Origin of the sequence: [Clostridium] cellulosi, from assembly GCF_036762875.1 — a bacterium.
Classification (GTDB): Bacteria; Bacillota; Clostridia; order Oscillospirales; family Ethanoligenentaceae; genus Ruminiclostridium_D; species Ruminiclostridium_D cellulosi.
The window spans coordinates 36126-54050 of sequence record NZ_JBAIZF010000005.1; the positions used below are offsets into that span (position 1 = coordinate 36126).

12 protein-coding genes and 1 other annotated feature are annotated in these 17925 nt (G+C 41.2%); of the genes, 8 read left to right on the top strand and 4 right to left on the bottom strand.

Annotated features, from left to right (window positions below; all coding sequences use genetic code 11):
- Positions 1-138: 138 nt before the first annotated feature.
- On the bottom strand, positions 139-3222 hold the full coding sequence (locus V6C21_RS02140; RefSeq protein ID WP_479268220.1) for a family 10 glycosylhydrolase: 3084 nt from the start codon (positions 3220-3222) through the stop codon (positions 139-141).
- Positions 3223-3336: 114 nt separating this feature from the next.
- On the opposite strand from V6C21_RS02140, the gene V6C21_RS02145 reads away from it, so the two are divergent.
- The 5 genes from V6C21_RS02145 to thpR all read left to right on the top strand — a co-directional run bounded on the left by V6C21_RS02145 (position 3337) and on the right by thpR (position 7412).
- Positions 3337-3660 carry a DUF1294 domain-containing protein gene (locus V6C21_RS02145; protein WP_479268221.1) on the top strand — a complete coding sequence of 108 codons (324 nt, stop codon included), beginning with the start codon at positions 3337-3339 and terminating at the stop codon, positions 3658-3660.
- A 169-nt stretch (positions 3661-3829) separates the two neighbouring features.
- Complete coding sequence (locus tag V6C21_RS02150; RefSeq protein WP_034838492.1) at positions 3830-4609, top strand: HAD-IIA family hydrolase; 780 nt, start codon at positions 3830-3832, stop codon at positions 4607-4609.
- 195 nt (positions 4610-4804) lie between these two features.
- Positions 4805-6334, top strand: a complete 1530-nt coding sequence (locus V6C21_RS02155; protein WP_034838490.1) for a YifB family Mg chelatase-like AAA ATPase — start codon at positions 4805-4807, stop codon at positions 6332-6334.
- Positions 6335-6580: 246 nt separating this feature from the next.
- Positions 6581-6877: a Dabb family protein gene (locus V6C21_RS02160; RefSeq protein WP_034838487.1), complete on the top strand. Its 297-nt coding sequence runs from the start codon at positions 6581-6583 to the stop codon at positions 6875-6877.
- A gap of 1 nt (position 6878) precedes the next feature.
- Positions 6879-7412 (top strand): RNA 2',3'-cyclic phosphodiesterase, encoded by a 534-nt coding sequence (thpR, locus tag V6C21_RS02165; protein WP_034838485.1) that lies wholly within the window; start codon positions 6879-6881, stop codon positions 7410-7412.
- A gap of 67 nt (positions 7413-7479) precedes the next feature.
- Here the strand turns inward: thpR and V6C21_RS02170 are convergent, their stop codons facing one another.
- Together V6C21_RS02170 and V6C21_RS02175 are read right to left on the bottom strand one after the other, a co-directional pair.
- The gene (locus V6C21_RS02170) at positions 7480-9831 is read right to left on the bottom strand and encodes an anaerobic ribonucleoside triphosphate reductase (RefSeq protein ID WP_045085443.1); all 2352 of its coding nucleotides are present in this window, start codon (positions 9829-9831) and stop codon (positions 7480-7482) included.
- A 186-nt stretch (positions 9832-10017) separates the two neighbouring features.
- A complete protein-coding gene (locus V6C21_RS02175; protein WP_479268222.1) occupies positions 10018-11688 on the bottom strand; it encodes an AMP-binding protein in 1671 nt (556 codons plus the stop codon).
- Positions 11689-11767: 79 nt separating this feature from the next.
- Positions 11768-12001: a binding site (T-box leader), on the bottom strand.
- Between the two features lie 273 nt (positions 12002-12274).
- Between V6C21_RS02175 and V6C21_RS02180 the strand changes: the two genes are divergently transcribed.
- Genes V6C21_RS02180 through V6C21_RS02190 form a run of 3 tightly spaced genes read left to right on the top strand, consistent with a single transcriptional unit; the run spans position 12275 to position 16985 of the window.
- Entirely contained in the window at positions 12275-12769 is a 495-nt protein-coding gene (locus V6C21_RS02180; protein ID WP_052659855.1) for a MarR family winged helix-turn-helix transcriptional regulator, read from the top strand.
- Positions 12770-12825: 56 nt separating this feature from the next.
- Positions 12826-14553, top strand: coding sequence for an ABC transporter ATP-binding protein (locus tag V6C21_RS02185; RefSeq protein ID WP_045085442.1), 1728 nt, complete (start codon positions 12826-12828; stop codon positions 14551-14553).
- A complete protein-coding gene (locus V6C21_RS02190) occupies positions 14550-16985 on the top strand; it encodes an ABC transporter transmembrane domain-containing protein (RefSeq protein ID WP_479268223.1) in 2436 nt (811 codons plus the stop codon). Before V6C21_RS02185 ends, V6C21_RS02190 begins: the two co-directional genes overlap by 4 nt.
- Before the next feature lie 96 nt (positions 16986-17081).
- On the opposite strand, the gene V6C21_RS02195 is transcribed toward V6C21_RS02190, so the two are convergent.
- Positions 17082-17780, bottom strand: coding sequence for a bactofilin family protein (locus V6C21_RS02195; protein ID WP_479268224.1), 699 nt, complete (start codon positions 17778-17780; stop codon positions 17082-17084).
- Positions 17781-17925: the final 145 nt, after the last annotated feature.

Consider the following 17925-nt stretch of genomic DNA (forward strand, 5'->3'; position numbering starts at 1 on the left):
AACGCATAATAAAAGTATATTTTATTGATTTTGGCGTATTTAGTAGTATTTCATGCGCAAAGCCACTAATAATATAGTCTATATGCTGATAAAAGTCAAGGAAATTATAAATCCATGCCGTTTATTTTTATATTGATATTAACGCATGTATGTATTTGCATATTCTACTATACTTTTGGCAAGTGCCTGCGTTATTGCATCTTTCCCTGATTTACTTGTTAAAAAGCCTCTGTCATTTGCGTTATCGATAAACCCGCACTCAACAAGTACGGACGGAAACTGGGTTTGCCGGCAGGAATAGTAAGCTGTTTGGGTACATGACTTATACCCTCTATCTTTGTGGGCAAAACCACAATTTCTATATGCCTGCGCCAAATGTGACTGAACGCATGCGGCAAGTTCTTGGCTATAGGGCTGAAAATAATATGTTTCAAAACCTTCTCCGCCACCGTCGTTTTGATGGATACAAATCGATAGATCAGAACCAAAATTAATCATATTTAATGTTCTCTTTTGCAGGTCCTGCGACTTAGTCGGTGCAATTAAGGTATCAGTTGTCCTCGTCATATAAATATTAGATGGATCCAAACCGTACTTATTTATAAGTAAATCGCGTACTGTAAGCGCATAATCAAGATTTAGCGTCTTTTCATTAACATTGCCGGCTGCAGCACCATAATCGACACCGCCATGCCCTGCGTCTATCGATACTTTGAGATTCTTTATATTTCCGTCCCACGGGTTTTTAAAATCAAGCACAAACTTACCTTGATCGTTATAGTAGACATTTGTGCCGAAGAATTTGCCCGTTCTTTTGAGTTTAAAGGTGTATTTGTAGGTCGTGTCGTTAACTTTTTCAACTGATGCAGAGCTTACGATTGGATTATCTTTTACATTAATATTAGCAGCGTATGTCGTATTGAAGAAGTAAATAGTGTAATAGTTGGCGTTAAAGCTGTCTATAGCATAATTGCGTTTTCCGCTTGTATTATAACCGCTGTTCTTCCATACAACATCTGTGGTGGCATTATATGTTACCTTAGACGTAAAATCAAAGGTGAATTCTGTATATCTTCCATTATCCGCCGAGCTTTGAACAACTTTTTTAATTCTGTTTGGAGCAGGCGTTTTTGCCTCAAGCGTTAAATTGCCTGAATAAAGCATTAAACCACATGAAAGCCGATAGTACGTCATGCTTCCGCAGAAATATTTCTTCGGTGTCCCGTCGGAATTTGTCTCTACATAGTCCCATGAACCGGGAAGCTGAGGACAAGCCACCGGACGGTACAGGTTATCAGCATATATAAATGTTTCGACATATTGCTTGTTTACAGCCGACGAAGGTTTTATTGTCGCAATACAGCTCTGACCAGTTTTAAACGACAGCGCATTTACCTTAACATGAGCACCTTCAAGCGTTTTTTCCAATCCGCCCCAAAGTGCCGTAACAGAAATCTTTCCAAGGTCCTGCGCTTCCGTCGTTGCATCAGGCAATGTATATGTACCCATATATGTCACATAATCGCTGTCGGGATTCTCATCCCCGCTGTCATCACCATAACCGGGTGCATCAACCGCTGTCATATCCACTCGTGTGCCATGTACTGTAGCATAAACAGTGGCATTTACATGAGCCGTCGCTGTAATATTTATCTGAGAACCGCCGTCTGCCGTTATGTCGTTCTGGGGCTGAACAGATCTTAAAACTTCGGCTTTGCATAAGACATATAGAGTTTTAGTTACACCTTTATGGCAGATTTTAATTTCATTGGTACCAGAAGATAAATTAACTGTATGGCAAAAATAACCGTCCGGGCTGCGGTCTGCTGGAACCCCGTTGATGAGAAGTGGATAGTTCGCATCAGAATATCCTACAATATTTATTTTGCTTTCGTTGGTCATTGTATTTTCCTTTGGCGACGATATCTCAAGCGTACGTCCGAACGAATTTGCCGATAATTTCCCTTTATAATATTTTGCGATTGCATCCGCGCCTCCATCAACGTTCTTTAACAGGTCAGCATAATCAAAAAATACGCTTCCTTTGTATTCTGGATATTTTATTGCTTCCCTGAGCTGCAGGATAATCTGGTCAGGCGACCTCCAGCCCTCCTCATTACTTCCTTGTTTATAAACGGCATGAGCAACATAGAGTTTTACATCTGTCCCTTTTACAGTATTCGACCACCAGTTGAGCACAGTTGAATAATCAGCCCTTTTATCCCCTATTGACCAGTATATCTGCGGACAGATAAAGTCGACCCAGTTCCTTTTTACCCACAAGCGGGTATCTGCATACTGGTCATAATAGGACGAAAAGGCGCCCTTTGTGCTGCACCCTAAAACGCTTTGGCTTTTGTTTGCCCAGACTCCGACAGGGCTTATCCCAAATTCAATTTTAGGATTTGCGCTTTTGATCTTTGAATGGACTTCGCTTACAAGCTTATTGACATTATCTCGCCTAAAATCTTCAATGGATTTGCCTCCGCCGTATTGTTTATATGAATTGCTGTCTGAGAAATTCTTTTCCGGATAAAAGTAATCGTCGAAAACAATACCGTCAACATTGTAGTTATTGACTATTTCCATTATGCCATCTTCAATCATTTTTCTGACGTCAGGAATACCCGGGTCATAATAAAGCTGACCGTCACTTGTTGTGACAGTCCATGCCTGATTTATCTTAGCCGGATTTGTCTCAGCCAGTTCATCCAGATTTGCCTTTGTCTGCACGCGGTATGGGTTTATCCATGCGAACAACTTCAATCCGCGTTTATGCGCGCCATCGATAAAATAAAGAAGCGGGTCATAACCAGGATCTTTTCCTTGCTCTCCTGTGAGCACTGCAGACCATGGATATATGGACGATTTATAAAGTGCGTCCGACCCCGGACGCACCTGTAAAAATATCGTATTCAGCGACATATCTTTTACCTTATCAAGTATTTTATCTGCTTCTTTTTTCTGTTCTTCGGCAGACAAGCCTTTTTTTGACGGAAAATCTTTATTGGCTACTGTCGTTACCCACACTCCATGCAGCCCGTTATCCGGTTTGAAAAATGTTTCTATAACCGTTCCTCTTGAAAACAGAACCTTGGCAAGTCCACCTGCTGAAGCTAATACAGCTGTTCCAGATAAAAGAGTTAAGCAGACAAATATATTGCATATTATAAAGCTCATATTTATTTTTTCACTGCCTGTTTTTCTCAACGACCTTAACAATATGTATCCCTCCCGGTGACACATCGTCACAACAATATATGCCCAACAAAAATCTTCTATTACTTCCTTTATGCAGACAACCCTTTCTAACCTCATGTTGACATATTAGAAACATTGATATATCCTAATTTCAATAATTTCTGGGAGGCTTTTATTATTTTAAAATCTTTTCTTTTACAATATGGTGTATACTACCTTGCCGCTATAAGCGCAGTTGCGTCTATAGCCACTGTTTATGACAAGCTAAGTGCTGTGGTGCATAGATACAGAATACGCGAACGTACACTGCTTGCCTTATCTGCCATAGGCGGTTCAGTCGCAATGTTTGTTACGATGATTTTAATTCACCATAAAACGCGCAAAGCTAAATTTATGGCTGGTATTCCCTTTATAATCATACTGCAGCTTCTTCTTTTGTATTTTATACTCAGTTACTAATATAAACCGGATAATACGCTATAATTTTGTAGAATCACATCTATTTTGCAATGCATTACGCAAGTATTTTTATTGACATTACATCCTGCCAGATATACAATATAAAAGCAATAATATTCAGAGATAAAAGCGCCGGAAGCTTCCTTTGCTTTTGGTCAGGAGGTTTGTCATGGCTATTGATGATATACTTTCGAAAAAAGGTTTTATATGCGATATGGACGGTGTCATATATCACGGCAATCAATTGCTTGAAGGCGCCGCCGAATTTGTTAACTGGCTTCAAAAAGAAAATAAGCGATTTTTGTTTTTGACTAATTCAAGTGAACGTTCACCCCGTGAGCTGCGGCAGAAATTACAGCGTATGGGTATGGATGTTGAAGAGAGCCATTTCTATACAAGTGCTCTCGCAACGGCTTCTTTTCTTGCTACTCAATCGCCAGGTTGCAGCGCTTATGTTATAGGTGAACCGGGTCTTGTCAATGCACTTTACGAAGCTGGTATTACTATGAACGATGTAAACCCGGACTATGTCGTCGTCGGCGATACGAGAAACTACAACTTTGAGAACATCCAGCGGGCCGTAAAATTCATATTCAAAGGTGCGAAACTTATAGGCACAAATCCCGACTATACCAACCCTCTCGAAACAGGTATAGCTCCTGCGACGCGTTCGCTTGTTGCGCCGATTGAACTCACGACCGGAAAAAAGGGTTATTATGTCGGCAAACCAAACCCACTTATGATGAGAACCGGACTTAAACTTCTTGGATGTAAAAGTGAGGATACCGTAATCATTGGAGATAGAATGGATACCGATATAATAGCCGGTATTGAATCAGAGATTGACACTATACTTGTCCTGAGCGGCGTAAGTGATATCCATACCCCTTCCCAGTTTGCTTATCGTCCGAAATATATATTTAACAGTATTGGAGATATTTTAAAATAAATAATCCTACATATTTCCCCCTATTTTATGGTGATGTTGAAACATCACCATATTTTTTTGCAAAATAATCATTTTAATATTGTAAAAACTTTGATTCACGTGTATAATATTGCAAAAGTTCTATTTACGACAATTTTTTAAAACATTCAACTTTATTTGACTTTTTATTCCCTCGACAATTTAGGTGGTGGGCAGATGTTTTCACAGCTAAAGAGCCTCGGATTATATGGCCTTGATGCTTACATTGTCGGTGTTGAAGCCGATATTTCACAAGGGCTTCCTTCATTTGATATAGTTGGCCTGCCAGACGCGGCGGTAAAAGAATCTCGTGAAAGAGTACGTTCTTCGCTTCGCAACTGCGGATTTGACTTTCCAGTTAGCCGTATCACTATAAACCTATCACCCGCTGATATAAAAAAGGAAGGACCGGTTTATGACCTTCCTATATTAATCGCTCTTCTTTGTGCTACAAGACAACTCAACGGGGATTTCAGTGACTGCGTTTTTGCCGGCGAACTTTCGCTTTCCGGTGAAATACGTCGCGTCAGCGGTATTCTTCCAATGGCAATCAAAGCGAAAGAAGCTGGTTTTAAACGCTTTTTCATACCATATGACAACGCAGCGGAAGGTTCTGTTGTTGATGGTATAGAAATTTTTCCTGTAAAGAATGTTCCGGATCTCATTAATCACCTAAATAATAAAAAAGAGCTTCTTCCTGCTTCAAAATACAAATTTCCCGAAGAAGAGAATACTCAGTCTCCTGACTTTTCTGATGTTTGCGGGCAGCTTGAAGCACGGCGGGCTATTGAAATAGCTGCTGCGGGTGGTCACAATATTTTGCTCATCGGTCCACCTGGCTCTGGAAAAAGCATGCTTGCAAAACGCATTCCTTCGATTTTGCCCGATATGACGTTTGAAGAGTCAATTGAAACAACGAAAATTCATTCAGTTGCAGGCGTTCTGCCGTCAACTATACCTTTGATACGCACAAGGCCGTTCCGTTCACCTCATCAAACTATTTCCGGCGCAGGACTTGCCGGAGGTGGACGTATACCAAAACCAGGGGAAATATCTCTTGCTCACAATGGTGTTCTGTTTCTTGACGAGCTGCCTGAATTTTCTCGTGAAGCGCTTGAAATATTGCGTCAACCGCTTGAAGATGGAACTGTCACGATTTCAAGGGTATCAGGCACGCTTACCTATCCATGCTCAATTATGCTCGTCTGTGCAATGAATCCTTGCCCCTGTGGTTATTACGGACACCCCACACGAAAATGCACCTGCCCGCCGGGTTCCGTATCAAAATACCTCTCGCGTATTTCCGGCCCGCTGCTTGACCGGCTTGACCTGCATGTTGAGGTTCCGCCTGTCAATTTCAGTGAGCTGACCTCTGCATCTTTAGGGGAGTCATCTGCCAGCATAAAGAAACGGGTGAATAGAACAAGAGAAATACAGCAACAAAGGTACAAAGGAACTGGTATTTCGTGCAACGCAAGACTGACACCCTCAATGCTGCGTAAGTTCTGTAATCTTACAGATAGTGCAAAAAGGCTTCTAAAGGATGCTTTTGAAGGAATGGGGCTTTCAGCAAGGGCGTACGACCGCATAGTAAAGGTATCCCGCACAATCGCAGACCTTGACGGCAGTGACCGGATTGATGCGGAACACGTTGCAGAGGCAGTGCAATACAGAAGCCTTGACAGAAAATATTGGAACCAAAAATAAGCGTCTTTTTTTCATTCACTTAAATTATTTTTTTATAAATAAGTATTGCAAATATATCATATATGGTATAGAATTCTATCAATCAAAATATTTATTTTAATCTAAGGCACAATGTAATAAATTTCATATTATAGAAATAGTATTGTTAAAAATTTTAATTATAAATGTCATCTCAAAATCAAGAATATTTCAAGGCGTATTTTTAGTGAAGTTCACTTTTCATATTATCTTTACGGGGGTCATTTTATGGTTAAACATATTGTCATGTACAAGCTTAAACCATTTGCAGAGGGCGCAGATAAAAAAACAAACGCCATAAAGATTAAAAAGAAACTCGAAAATCTTCAGGGTATTGTTCCCGGAGCTTTTAAGATGGAAGTCGGCATAAACTATAATCCTGGAGGATACGACGTAGTACTCTACTCGGAATTCAATGACCATGATGCCCTTGAAACCTATCAGATGCACCCGGAACATATCAAAGTCAGAGAATTTATCCATTCTGTCATAGAAAACCGCGTAGTGGCCGATTATATGGTTTGATATGAGACTTTTTGCAGCAATTTCATTCGACGAAAATACTAAAAATTTGATATCGGAGCTCTATAATAAGCTCGACATAGCCGGCGTAAAATGCAATTTTACGCCGGTATCGAATCTGCATTTGACCCTAAAATTCTTAGGCGAAACTGACAATTCAAGGCTGAATAGTATTAAGTCAGCGCTCAATGAAGCAGCGCAAATTGTCAGTTGTTTTGATATTGTTCCGGACAAGTTGGGATACTTCCCTTCCCGCAGTGACAAAACAATCTGGCTTGGTATGAAAGGCAATGGTCTTGAGAGTTTAGCTGCCGCTGTAGACGAGTCACTTTCAAAGGTTGGATATGAAAAAGAAAAGCGCAAATTCACGCCGCATGTAACCCTGGCACGCAGGGCATTGTGTGATAAAAACGCAATTTCTGACATTGAGATACCTGATTTTGTCTTTCGCGTCAGTGCCGTTACGCTTTTTGAAAGCCGGAGAGACAACGGTCGCCTTTGGTATAAGCCGCTTTACCTTGCATATTTAAAAAATTGAACCCAAATGAATTATTCCCGCCTTAAACAGTTACCGGCTGTTTAAGGCGGGAATTTTTCTGCGTTTATTAAAGCTCTTCAAGTGTACTTTCATTCATGCTTAAATGTTTTACTCTGTCGTTGACTTCGGCGCGTTTTGCATTATTAAATCTGTCGAGTGTACCTACGAGGTATCCTGTAATACGGCGAATTCTTTCAAATTTATTTTCATTATCCTCGCTTCTGCCGCATTTTGGGCACCTATCTCCAATGATACCGTTAAAGCCGCATACGGGATCGTGGTCAACTGGATGGTTTATTGCACCATAACCAATTCCGTTTTCCTTCATACACCGAATGACCGATTCAAAGGCCTCAAGATTCTTTGTTGGGTCGCCGTCAAGCTCAATATATGTAATATGACCGCCATTCGTTAGTTTGTGATACGGCGCCTCAAGTTTTATCTTGTCATAAGCGTTGATTGGATAGTAGACAGGGATATGGAAAGAGTTCGTGTAATACGCCCTGTCTGTCACGCCCGGAATTATGCCGAACCGTTTTTTATCTATTTCTACAAATCTACCGGAAAGCCCTTCAGCAGGCGTGGCGAGAAGCGAAAAGTTGAGCTTATACTTTTTCGCCGCGTCATCCATGCGTTTTCTCATATGACTGACGATTTCAAGCCCTAACTTCTGAGACTCCTCCGATTCCCCGTGATGTTTTCCTGTAAGCGCTTTCAGTGTCTCTGCCAGGCCAATAAAACCTACTGTCAAAGTTCCGTGGCGCAGTACTTCACGCACTTCATCATCAGGTTTGAGCTTATCTGAGTCGAGCCATACACCGTTGCCCATCAAGAACGGGAAGTTACGGACCTTTTTGCGGCACTGGATTTCAAATCTATCCAAGAGCTGATCAATGCACAGGTCAATCATCTCGTCCAGCCGCCTGTAAAATTCCTCGACATTCTTATTACTTAAAATCGCCAGACGCGGCAGATTGATAGATGTAAAGCTTAAATTGCCGCGGCTGAATACAATTTCTCTTGATGGATCAGCCACGTTGCCTATAACCCTTGTACGGCATCCCATATAGGCGATTTCAGTTTCTGGTTTTCCTGGTTTGTAATATTGATAATTAAACGGCGCGTCAATAAAAGAGAAATTCGGGAAAAGCCTTTTTGCGCTGACACGGCAGGCAAGCTTGAACAAATCGTAATTGGGGTCGCCCGGGTTATAATTGACGCCTTCCTTTACCTTGAATATTTGAATCGGGAAAATCGGCGTTTCTCCGCTGCCCAATCCCGCTTCAGTCGCAAGAAGCATATTTTTCATAACCATGCGCCCCTCGGCAGACGTATCAGTACCGTAATTCACAGAGCTGAACGGAACCTGAGCGCCTGCCCTGCTGTGCATAGTGTTGAGGTTATGGATGAGGGCCTCCATAGACTGATATGTCTCTTTATCCGTTTCCTGAGAGGCATGGTTAAAGGCATATTTCTGTATCCTCTTTACCTGTTCCGGGTCAAGCTCACGTGAAAGTAGCTCTGCCTCCCTTTCGGCAAAACCGTTATCATTAGTAATAACGGGTGTAAGTCCAAATTCTTTTAATATTTTTGAGTGTACCGATTCAGTCAAATCTTTTGCATATTCTGCGTCGCCGCTGATAAGTTCAACGGCACCTTCAATGCACTTTTTATAATTTTTTCTATATGACTTCCTTACGCCGTCTGCGAGCGCATAGTCAAAATTCGGTATACTCTGTCCGCCATGCTGGTCGTTTTGATTCGACTGAATTGCAATGCAAGCGAGCGCGGAATAGCTCGATATCGAATTCGGCTCACGCAAAAATCCGTGTCCTGTGGAAAAACCGCCTTCAAATAACTTTTTTAGGTCAATCTGACAACATGTAGTCGTCAGCGTATAAAAGTCAAAGTCATGTATATGAATATCGCCTTCACGGTGTGCCTTGGCATGTTCTGGCTTTAGCACATACATCTCATTGTATATTTTGGCGCCTTCAGAACCGTATTTCAGCATAGCGCCCATTGCAGTGTCACCGTTTATGTTTGCGTTGTCACGCTTTAGATTGCTGTCTATGGAATCTTTATTCGTTATTTCCTCATAGGTTTTCATGAGCCGCGTATTCATTTCACGGGCTCTTGTGCGTTCAGCCCTATACAATATGTAGGCTTTCGCTGTCTTTGCTAAATCTTCGTCGATAAGGACTCTTTCTACAATATCCTGAATTTCCTCTACTGATGGAATTTCTCCATTGCTGCAAACAGTTTTTTCAAGCTCTGATGCAACCTTAATGGAAAGTTTTACAGCAAGCTTTTCATCACCGCTGCCGCTTGCATTAAGCGCTTTTAATATCGCATTGCTTATCTTTTCGAGATTAAATGGTACAAGTCTTCCGTCTCTCTTTTTTATTGTCGTTATCATAATTTCCCGTCGGTGACTAATTCACCGAGCTGCTGCACCTGCTTTCTTAATAGAGTTGACGACATAATATTACCACTGTATATTGTGCTTGTCAATATAATACATACAATATATATACACAAAAGAGCCGATATAACACTTGTTATATCGGCTCTTTTTCAATAAATATAACTCAAAATATATAATTTATTTTTGAACCATGCTGTAATTTTGTCTCCGAATTTCGGCTCTCTGAATTTTACCGCTTGCGGTTTTCGGCAATTCATCAACGAATTCAATAATTCTCGGATACTTATAAGGAGCGGTCTGTTCCTTAACGTAGTTTTTAAGTTCTTCTGCCAACTCATCCGAAGGCTGATATTTTTTAGTCAGCACAATAGAAGCTTTGACAACCTGGCCGCGAATCGGGTCGGGCGCACCGGTTACAGCACATTCAAGAACAGCAGGATGTTCCATAAGAACACTCTCAATTTCAAAAGGCCCTATTCTATATCCTGACGATTTTATGACGTCATCTGTGCGGCCAACGTACCAGTAATATCCGTCTTCATCGCACCATGCCGTATCCCTCGTGTGATAATAACCGTCATGCCAGACCTTTTTTGTATTTTCCTCGTCATTGTAGTAGCCGTTAAAGAGACCTACTGGTTTTCCTTGAGACACGTCAACTACTATCTCGCCTACTTCACCTTTTGGAACAGGCCTTCCCTTTTCATCAACTAAGTCTATTTTGAAAAGCGGAACCGGCTTGCCGAGAGAGCCCGGCTTTGGCTCCATTCCCTTTAGTGTAGCAATGAGCACAGGCGATTCAGTTTGCCCAAAGCCTTCCATTATTTTTATACCAGTGTATTCGTAAAATTTTCTGAAAACTTCAGCGTTAAGAGCCTCGCCTGCCGTACATGCATATTTGAGTGACGACAGCTTATGGCTGCCCATTCCTTCTTTAATAAGAAAACGGTAAACCGTCGGAGGGGCGCAAAAAGACGTTACATTATATTTTTCAATAACGGTCAGCAGTTCCTCAGCGTCGAATCGGTCAAAATCGTAGACAAACAGCGCTGATTCCATGATCCACTGCCCATATATCTTGCCCCAGGCTGCTTTTGCCCATCCTGTATCTGCAACTGTAAGGTGGAGTCCGTCCGGCTGAACATTCTGCCAGTGCTTAGCAGTCATAATGTGTCCAAGCGGATAAGCAAAATCGTGACTGACCATCTTTGGGAAACCTGTCGTTCCTGATGTGAAATACATCAACATCATATCGGTTGATTTGTTGGCGTCTTTTCCCTGCGGGCGCTCAAATTTTTCGTCAGCGGCTTCCATACCCTCATGGAAAGAAATCCATCCGTCCCTTTTTCCGCGTGCGATTATTTTTATTTTCAGTGTCGGGGATTCGGGTTCCGCCTCATCAACATGCTCTGCGGTTTCCCCGTCCGCTGTCGATATCACAGCTTTTATGTCCGCGGCGTTAAAGCGGTAAACCAGATCCTTTGTTGTGAGCATTGATACGCCCGGAACCGCAATAGCGCCGAGTTTATGGAGCGCCAGCACCGCAAACCAGTATTCATAATGCCTCTTTAAAAGAAGCATAACCTTATCGCCCTTTTTGATGCCAAGTGAGCGCAGAAAGTTCGCTGTTTTGTCGCTGTACTTTTTCATATCGCCAAAGGTGAAAATATGTTCCTCACCTTCGGGATTGCACCAAACCATTGCTCTCTTTTGCGGCTCTATTCGTGCAATCTCGTCAACTATATCAAAAGCAAAATTGAAATTCTCAGGTACATTCAGGCTAAACTCCTTGATAACGCCATTTTCATCGTAAATCTCATTAACATATTTTTCATTGATTCCGATCATATGGATGCCTCCGTAAAAAATATTATGAAGTGCTTATTGGAGTTTAAGAGACAAACAAAAAAGCCCGCCCCTTAAATCCTTAAGGGACGGGCGTTAATTCCCGCGGTACCACCCAAATTCGTATATAAAATACGCACTCTAAGGGTTCATACAAACCCATCACCTTAACGCGGCTACACGTGCACTCCTACTCTTTGCATTTCAGAATGCCTGTTCAGAAGCGACTCGCCGTACGGGTTCAATTCTCCGGCTCTCAGCGTACACCGGATCTCTGTGGAATCTACACCCTGGCTCTCTTCATCATCACATTTAACTATTTGTTTGTATTATATAATCCATTAGCTTAATATGTCAAGCAATTTTTTATCTATTTCTCTTTTTTGTCAAATCTACGACAGCAAATTGGGTATATTATATATTATTTTATGCAAAAATAACACTCTGTGCATCATGCATAAAAAAGTATCCGCACTATAATGATTTTGTCTGAATCTAATAATTGACGCTAATAGATAAGGGTTTTATAATTAATTAAGTTTGCTAATTATTCGGAATACTAATTATTCCTTAGAAGGAGGTTAAAAAAGTGCCAAGCGCGGTTTCCGAGGAAACTGAAGAAAAACTTGCTCAGGCCTTCTTACAGTTCTATCATCTTAACCGCTTCACCTGTTCTCGAGATAGCGACGACCTAAATCAAGGCAAAAGCTGTCTGAGATTTAGGGAATATTTGCTGCTATTCTATTTAAAGTATTATAAAAAATACAGTAAATGTGAAAAAGGAATGACAGCTTCAGAATTGAGCGAGTTAATGAAAGTTAAACCTCCAACAATTAACCCTATGCTTTTAAACCTCGAAAATAAAGGTCTCATAAGCAGACAAACCGACAAAAAAGATAGGCGTTATATCAGGATAGAACTCACTCAGGCTGGATTGGAACTTATAGAAAAAATGGAGGCCTCATTCAAAAAGAAGTTTCACGATCTCGCATGCTATCTCGGAGATGAAAAAAGCCGTATGCTTGCTGAACTTGTCAACGAAGTATACGCCTTTTTAGTCAGCCGTCATTCCAATAAAGGCTAACTTAATCAAACCAACTACAGGATATTTATTGCACATTTAAAGATGGAGATGAAACAATGCTAAAAATTTACCGCAACCTAAAAGAGCATATATTCAGCGTTATCGCTGTTATTGTTCTTGTCTTTGGTCAGGTAATGTCAGATCTGTATCTTCCTACCGTCATGTCAAATGTTGTTAACAATGGCATAATGAAAGAAGATATCAATTATATCTGGCGAGAAGGCGGATATATGCTCTTTATTTCCGGACTTGGAGTTATATGTGCTATTCTCGCCAGTCTTATCGGCTCCAGAATGGCCATGAGCCTCGGCACGAGTCTGCGCAATCAGATATTTACCAAAGTTGAAAGCTTCTCATTACATGAGTTTGACAAATTCGGAGCATCAACACTTATTACAAGAACTACAAATGATATTATTCAAATACAAAATGTCACAATACTTATAATTAATATGCTTTTAAGAGCACCGCTTATGTGTATAGGCGGCGTTATCCAAGCGATGTCTAAGGATAAGACACTTACACTAATACTGCTTGTTTCCCTGCCCTTTGTTGCTCTGCTGATCTTCCTTATTGCAAAGTATGTTATACCCATTTTCAAGCAGATTCAAAGCAAGATTGATAAGCTGAACCTCATTATGAGAGAGAATCTTACCGGTATCCGTGTAATTCGTGCCTTTAACCGCGAAGCACATCAAAACGAGAAGTTTGAAAAGGCAAACACCGATCTTACTCAAACATACATCAGGGTTAACCGCATAATGGCGTTCCTTATGCCGGTGATAATGCTCATTATGAATCTGATGTTAACGGCTTTGCTTTGGTTTGGAAGTATCCGTGTTGATACTAATGAGCTAAATATCGGCAATCTGTTTGCATTCACCCAGTATGCAATACAGATCATGTTCTCGCTTGTAATAGTCGCTGTTATGTTTATATTGATACCACGCTCTGAGGCAGCTGCAGACAGAATTAATGCTGTACTTGAAACAGAACCAGAAATAACTGAAACAAAGACTCCGGTCAGAGCAACATCGCAAAAAGGCATGGTCGAATTTAGAAACGTAACGTTCCGTTATCACGGAGCCGAGCAGCCTGCGCTTAAAAACATCAGTTTTACCGCAAAGCCTGGGGAAACTGTCGCTATAATCGGTGGCACCGGCAGCGGCAAAACAACGCTTGTCAACCTCATACCGCGTTTTTATGACGTAGAAAGCGGTGAAATTTTGATTGACGGTGTTAATGTAAATCAGATGACACAAGAAGAACTAAGAAAGAAAATAGGCTTTGTACCTCAAAAAGCTCTGCTGTTTACAGGTACAATTGCCGAGAACCTCAGATACGGCGACGATACAGCCGATATGGACCGTATTAAACACGCCGCTGAAATCGCACAGGCAGCTGAATTTATCGAAAAGATGGAAGATAAATATGACACAGTTCTATATGAGGGTGGTTTAAACCTTTCAGGCGGACAGAAACAACGTCTTTCAATTGCAAGAGCACTGACAAGGAAAGCCGAAATCTATGTCTTTGACGACAGCTTCTCTGCTCTGGACTTTAAGACTGACGCCAAGCTTCGCGCGGCGCTTAAAAAAGAAACTAAGGATTCAACAGTTATTATAGTTGCTCAGCGCGTCGGCAGTGTCATGGACGCAGACAAAATAATTGTTCTCGACGATGGTGAGATTGCCGGTATTGGCACACATCGTGAACTATTAAATACCTGCGAAGTTTATCGTGAAATAGTATCCTCGCAGCTTTCCGAGGAGGAATTAGCATGAGTGCAAGAAAGAATTACCCAATAAAAAATAAACTACCGAACCGCAGGCATGGAGGCCCTGGTGCTGCACTCGGAAGGCCAGTTGAAAAAGCCAAGGATTTTAAAGGTACAGTTAAAAGGTTAATATCTTATTTGCGACCGCACACCCTGAAACTTATTATCGTTCTTGTCTTTGCGGTTGTAAGCACAATCTTTACGATTCGCTCCCCGAAAATCATGGGCGACGCAACTAACCAGCTGACCGATGGTTTTATTGCCAAATCGACTGTTAATGCGGTTTCGGACATCCAGAAAAAAGTTGTGCCCGAACTCAAAAAACAGTTCGATAAGATGGATGAAGCCGAAAAGAAGGCTGTAGATGAAGCTAAGGCAAAGGTTAAGGAAGAGTTCGATAAGAAAATTGCCGAAAAGAAACAGCAGGCTTATAATATAGCAATAGCAAAAGCTAATGAAGCTATTGAAAAGAAATTCAACGAAACAATGGCTCAAAAAAAGCAGGCAGAAACTAAGGCGAAGGAAGCCGTTGACGCGGAGTTTGCAAAACAGCAGAGTACCATGGATGAACAGCTTGCAAAAGCTCAAGATGAAGCTGTCAAAAAGGTTAAAGACTCCGTAAAGAAAGCTATGCTGGAAAAAGGCAATTTGACCTCCGAGCAGCTTGACGCCATGCAAGAGATTATATCCCTTCCCAACGTCAAAGATATCAAGGATAACAACAAAAAAGCTGATACAATTCAAAAGCTCATCGACCTTAGCAAGAAACTGCCCCAGTCAAAGAACAACAGCATGAAAATATCTAAGACAGATATGGATAAAGGCATAGCCGATGTCCGCAAGTACGGCGGTGCAATCCCATTTGATGCTATTGCTAAAACACTACTTATTCTCGTCCTTATCTATTTCTTGAGCTCGCTGTTCCAGTTCCTCATGCAGTACATCATGTCAGACGTTGCCCAAAAGACTGTCTACGATATGCGAAAAGAACTGCAGCACAAACTGTCTCGATTGCCTCTGCGGTATTTTGACTCACATTCGAATGGCGACACTTTGAGCCGTATGACGAACGATATAGATACTATTTCCGCAACGCTGCAGCAAAGCTTAACTCAGCTCATTACTGCTGTTCTCCAGCTTATCGGATATGTCTATATGATGCTGACAATCAGTTGGCAGCTAACTCTCATTGTCATGGCTACGCTGCCGCTTTATATCATTGCTACGACAATAATAGCAAAGCGTTCCCAGAAGTATTACGCAAAGCAGCAAAACCGTCTTGGTGCACTCAGCGGACATACAGAGGAGATGTTTACCGGCCATATTGTTGTCAAAGCATTTGGACGCGAACCTGATTCAATCAAAACTTTCAAGGAAATTAACAACGAACTCTATAGCGTTGGTTGGAAAGCTCAGTTTATTTCGGGCGTTATGATGCCCCTAATGAACTTTATCGGAAATGTTGGATATGTTCTTATTGCAGTTGTCGGCGGTGTCTTTGTCACCAAAAATATGCTGGGACTTGGCGATATCATCGCATTTATATCCTATTCAAAGTCCTTCTCTATGCCGATTATCCAGACAGCAAACATTGCCAATATAATTCAGTCTACAGTTGCTTGCGCCGAACGTGTATTCGAACTCCTTGATGAAAAAGAAGAAATACCGGACAAGAGTGATGCAAAAATCATTGAAAACCCGCAGGGTAACATTGAATTCAAACATGTACAATTCAGCTATAGCAAAGATAAGCCGCTTATTGAAGATATGAACCTTGAAATCAAACGCGGTGAAACTATAGCGATTGTCGGACCTACCGGCGCCGGCAAAACAACGCTTGTTAATCTGCTCATGAGGTTCTATGAGATAAATGGCGGTTCAATCACATTCGACGGCGTCGACATAAGGGATATTAACCGCGGAGAGCTCAGAAAAATGTTCGGCATGGTGCTGCAAGATACTTGGCTGTTCAACGGCACAATCCGTGAAAACATTGCCTATGGCAAAGAAGATGCCACCGAGGAAGAAATCGTGGCAGCGGCAAAGGCAGCACATGCTGACCGGTTTATTCGTAGTTTGCCAGATGGTTACGACACAGTTCTCAACGAGGAAGCCTCAAATATTTCACAAGGTCAGAAACAGCTACTGACAATTGCAAGAGCGCTGCTCGCCGATCCAGCAGTTCTAATTCTTGACGAGGCCACAAGCAACGTTGATACAAGAACAGAGCTGCTCATACAAAAGGCCATGGGCAAGCTGATGGAAGGCAGAACAAACTTTGTCATTGCCCACAGACTTTCAACTATCAAAGATGCAAAGCTCATTCTTGTTATGAATCACGGTTCTATTATCGAAAAAGGCACTCATAAAGAGCTTCTCGCAAAAGGCGGTTTCTATGCTGACTTATATAACAGCCAGTTTGCAGGCAACTCAATCTAATATATAACCTATAAAGACAAATCCCCCTGAGATTGAATTCAATCTCAGGGGGATTACTTTTCTATTACATCTATAACGACAAATCAGATATATTAATCAGATATATTTTTCGAGGTTTATTGAATCCAGTTTGATATCCGTCTTGGTATCCGTTTTATTATTCTCATTTTCTTTTTCTTTTGGCAAAACATTAGACTTGCTTGTTTGATTATTTGCTTTTGTCTGGAAGTTTCCATTAATAGAAGCGCCCTTACAAATTATTATACTTTCGCAAGTTATATCGCCATTAATATTTGCGTTTTCTTTTATCTCTACAAGGCCGTCGACAGCGGAATCGCCTTCTATTTTCCCGTCACATTCAAGAACTCCAGCCTTAATATTACCTGTTACAGCCGCTCCTTTTATAATTGACATTTCATTGCGGCTTTCAACATCGCCATTAATGCTTCCGCTGAGCAGGCGCACATTAGCTGCTTTTACATTACCTTCGACAATTCCGTCCACAGTTACATCATTTTCACAAGTCACATCGCCTTTTACAGTTCCATAAATAAACATTGATGTTATTGAGGATACCGAGCCTGTAATCACAACGCCTTTTTGAATAACTGACTCTTCCTCAGGTTCTTTCGATGCCTCAGGTTCTTTGAATACCTCATCTTGCTGATAATATGAGTCTTGCTTTTCATCATTGTTTACTTTCGAGACATCAGATAATGCTGATTTTTGCATTAGCAGCAAATCATCGTCCTGATTATTTTTGGCCGAGGCATGGGATAAAAATCGATTTGCCATACTTTTCTCCTCCTGATTTTAATGTCCCGCGATACTTTAAAACACGCCTGCCTTTTAAAATAAAGTAAAATCGACATATTTCATGTTAAGTATACAAAATTTTACGTGATAATTCAACTAATTTTAATCAAATTATTCGTAATAT

Bases quoted from the DNA above. Each gene is read 5' to 3' on its own strand.
- V6C21_RS02150 (WP_034838492.1), top strand. From the start codon at position 3,830: ATGGCTATTGATGATATACTTTCGAAAAAAGGTTTTATATGCGATATG.
- V6C21_RS02155 (WP_034838490.1), top strand. From the start codon at position 4,805: ATGTTTTCACAGCTAAAGAGCCTCGGATTATATGGCCTTGATGCTTAC.
- V6C21_RS02160 (WP_034838487.1), top strand. From the start codon at position 6,581: ATGGTTAAACATATTGTCATGTACAAGCTTAAACCATTTGCAGAGGGC.
- thpR (WP_034838485.1), top strand. From the start codon at position 6,879: ATGAGACTTTTTGCAGCAATTTCATTCGACGAAAATACTAAAAATTTG.
- V6C21_RS02170 (WP_045085443.1), bottom strand. From the start codon at position 9,831: ATGATAACGACAATAAAAAAGAGAGACGGAAGACTTGTACCATTTAAT.
- V6C21_RS02175 (WP_479268222.1), bottom strand. From the start codon at position 11,688: ATGATCGGAATCAATGAAAAATATGTTAATGAGATTTACGATGAAAAT.
- V6C21_RS02185 (WP_045085442.1), top strand. From the start codon at position 12,826: ATGCTAAAAATTTACCGCAACCTAAAAGAGCATATATTCAGCGTTATC.
- V6C21_RS02190 (WP_479268223.1), top strand. From the start codon at position 14,550: ATGAGTGCAAGAAAGAATTACCCAATAAAAAATAAACTACCGAACCGC.
- V6C21_RS02195 (WP_479268224.1), bottom strand. From the start codon at position 17,780: ATGGCAAATCGATTTTTATCCCATGCCTCGGCCAAAAATAATCAGGAC.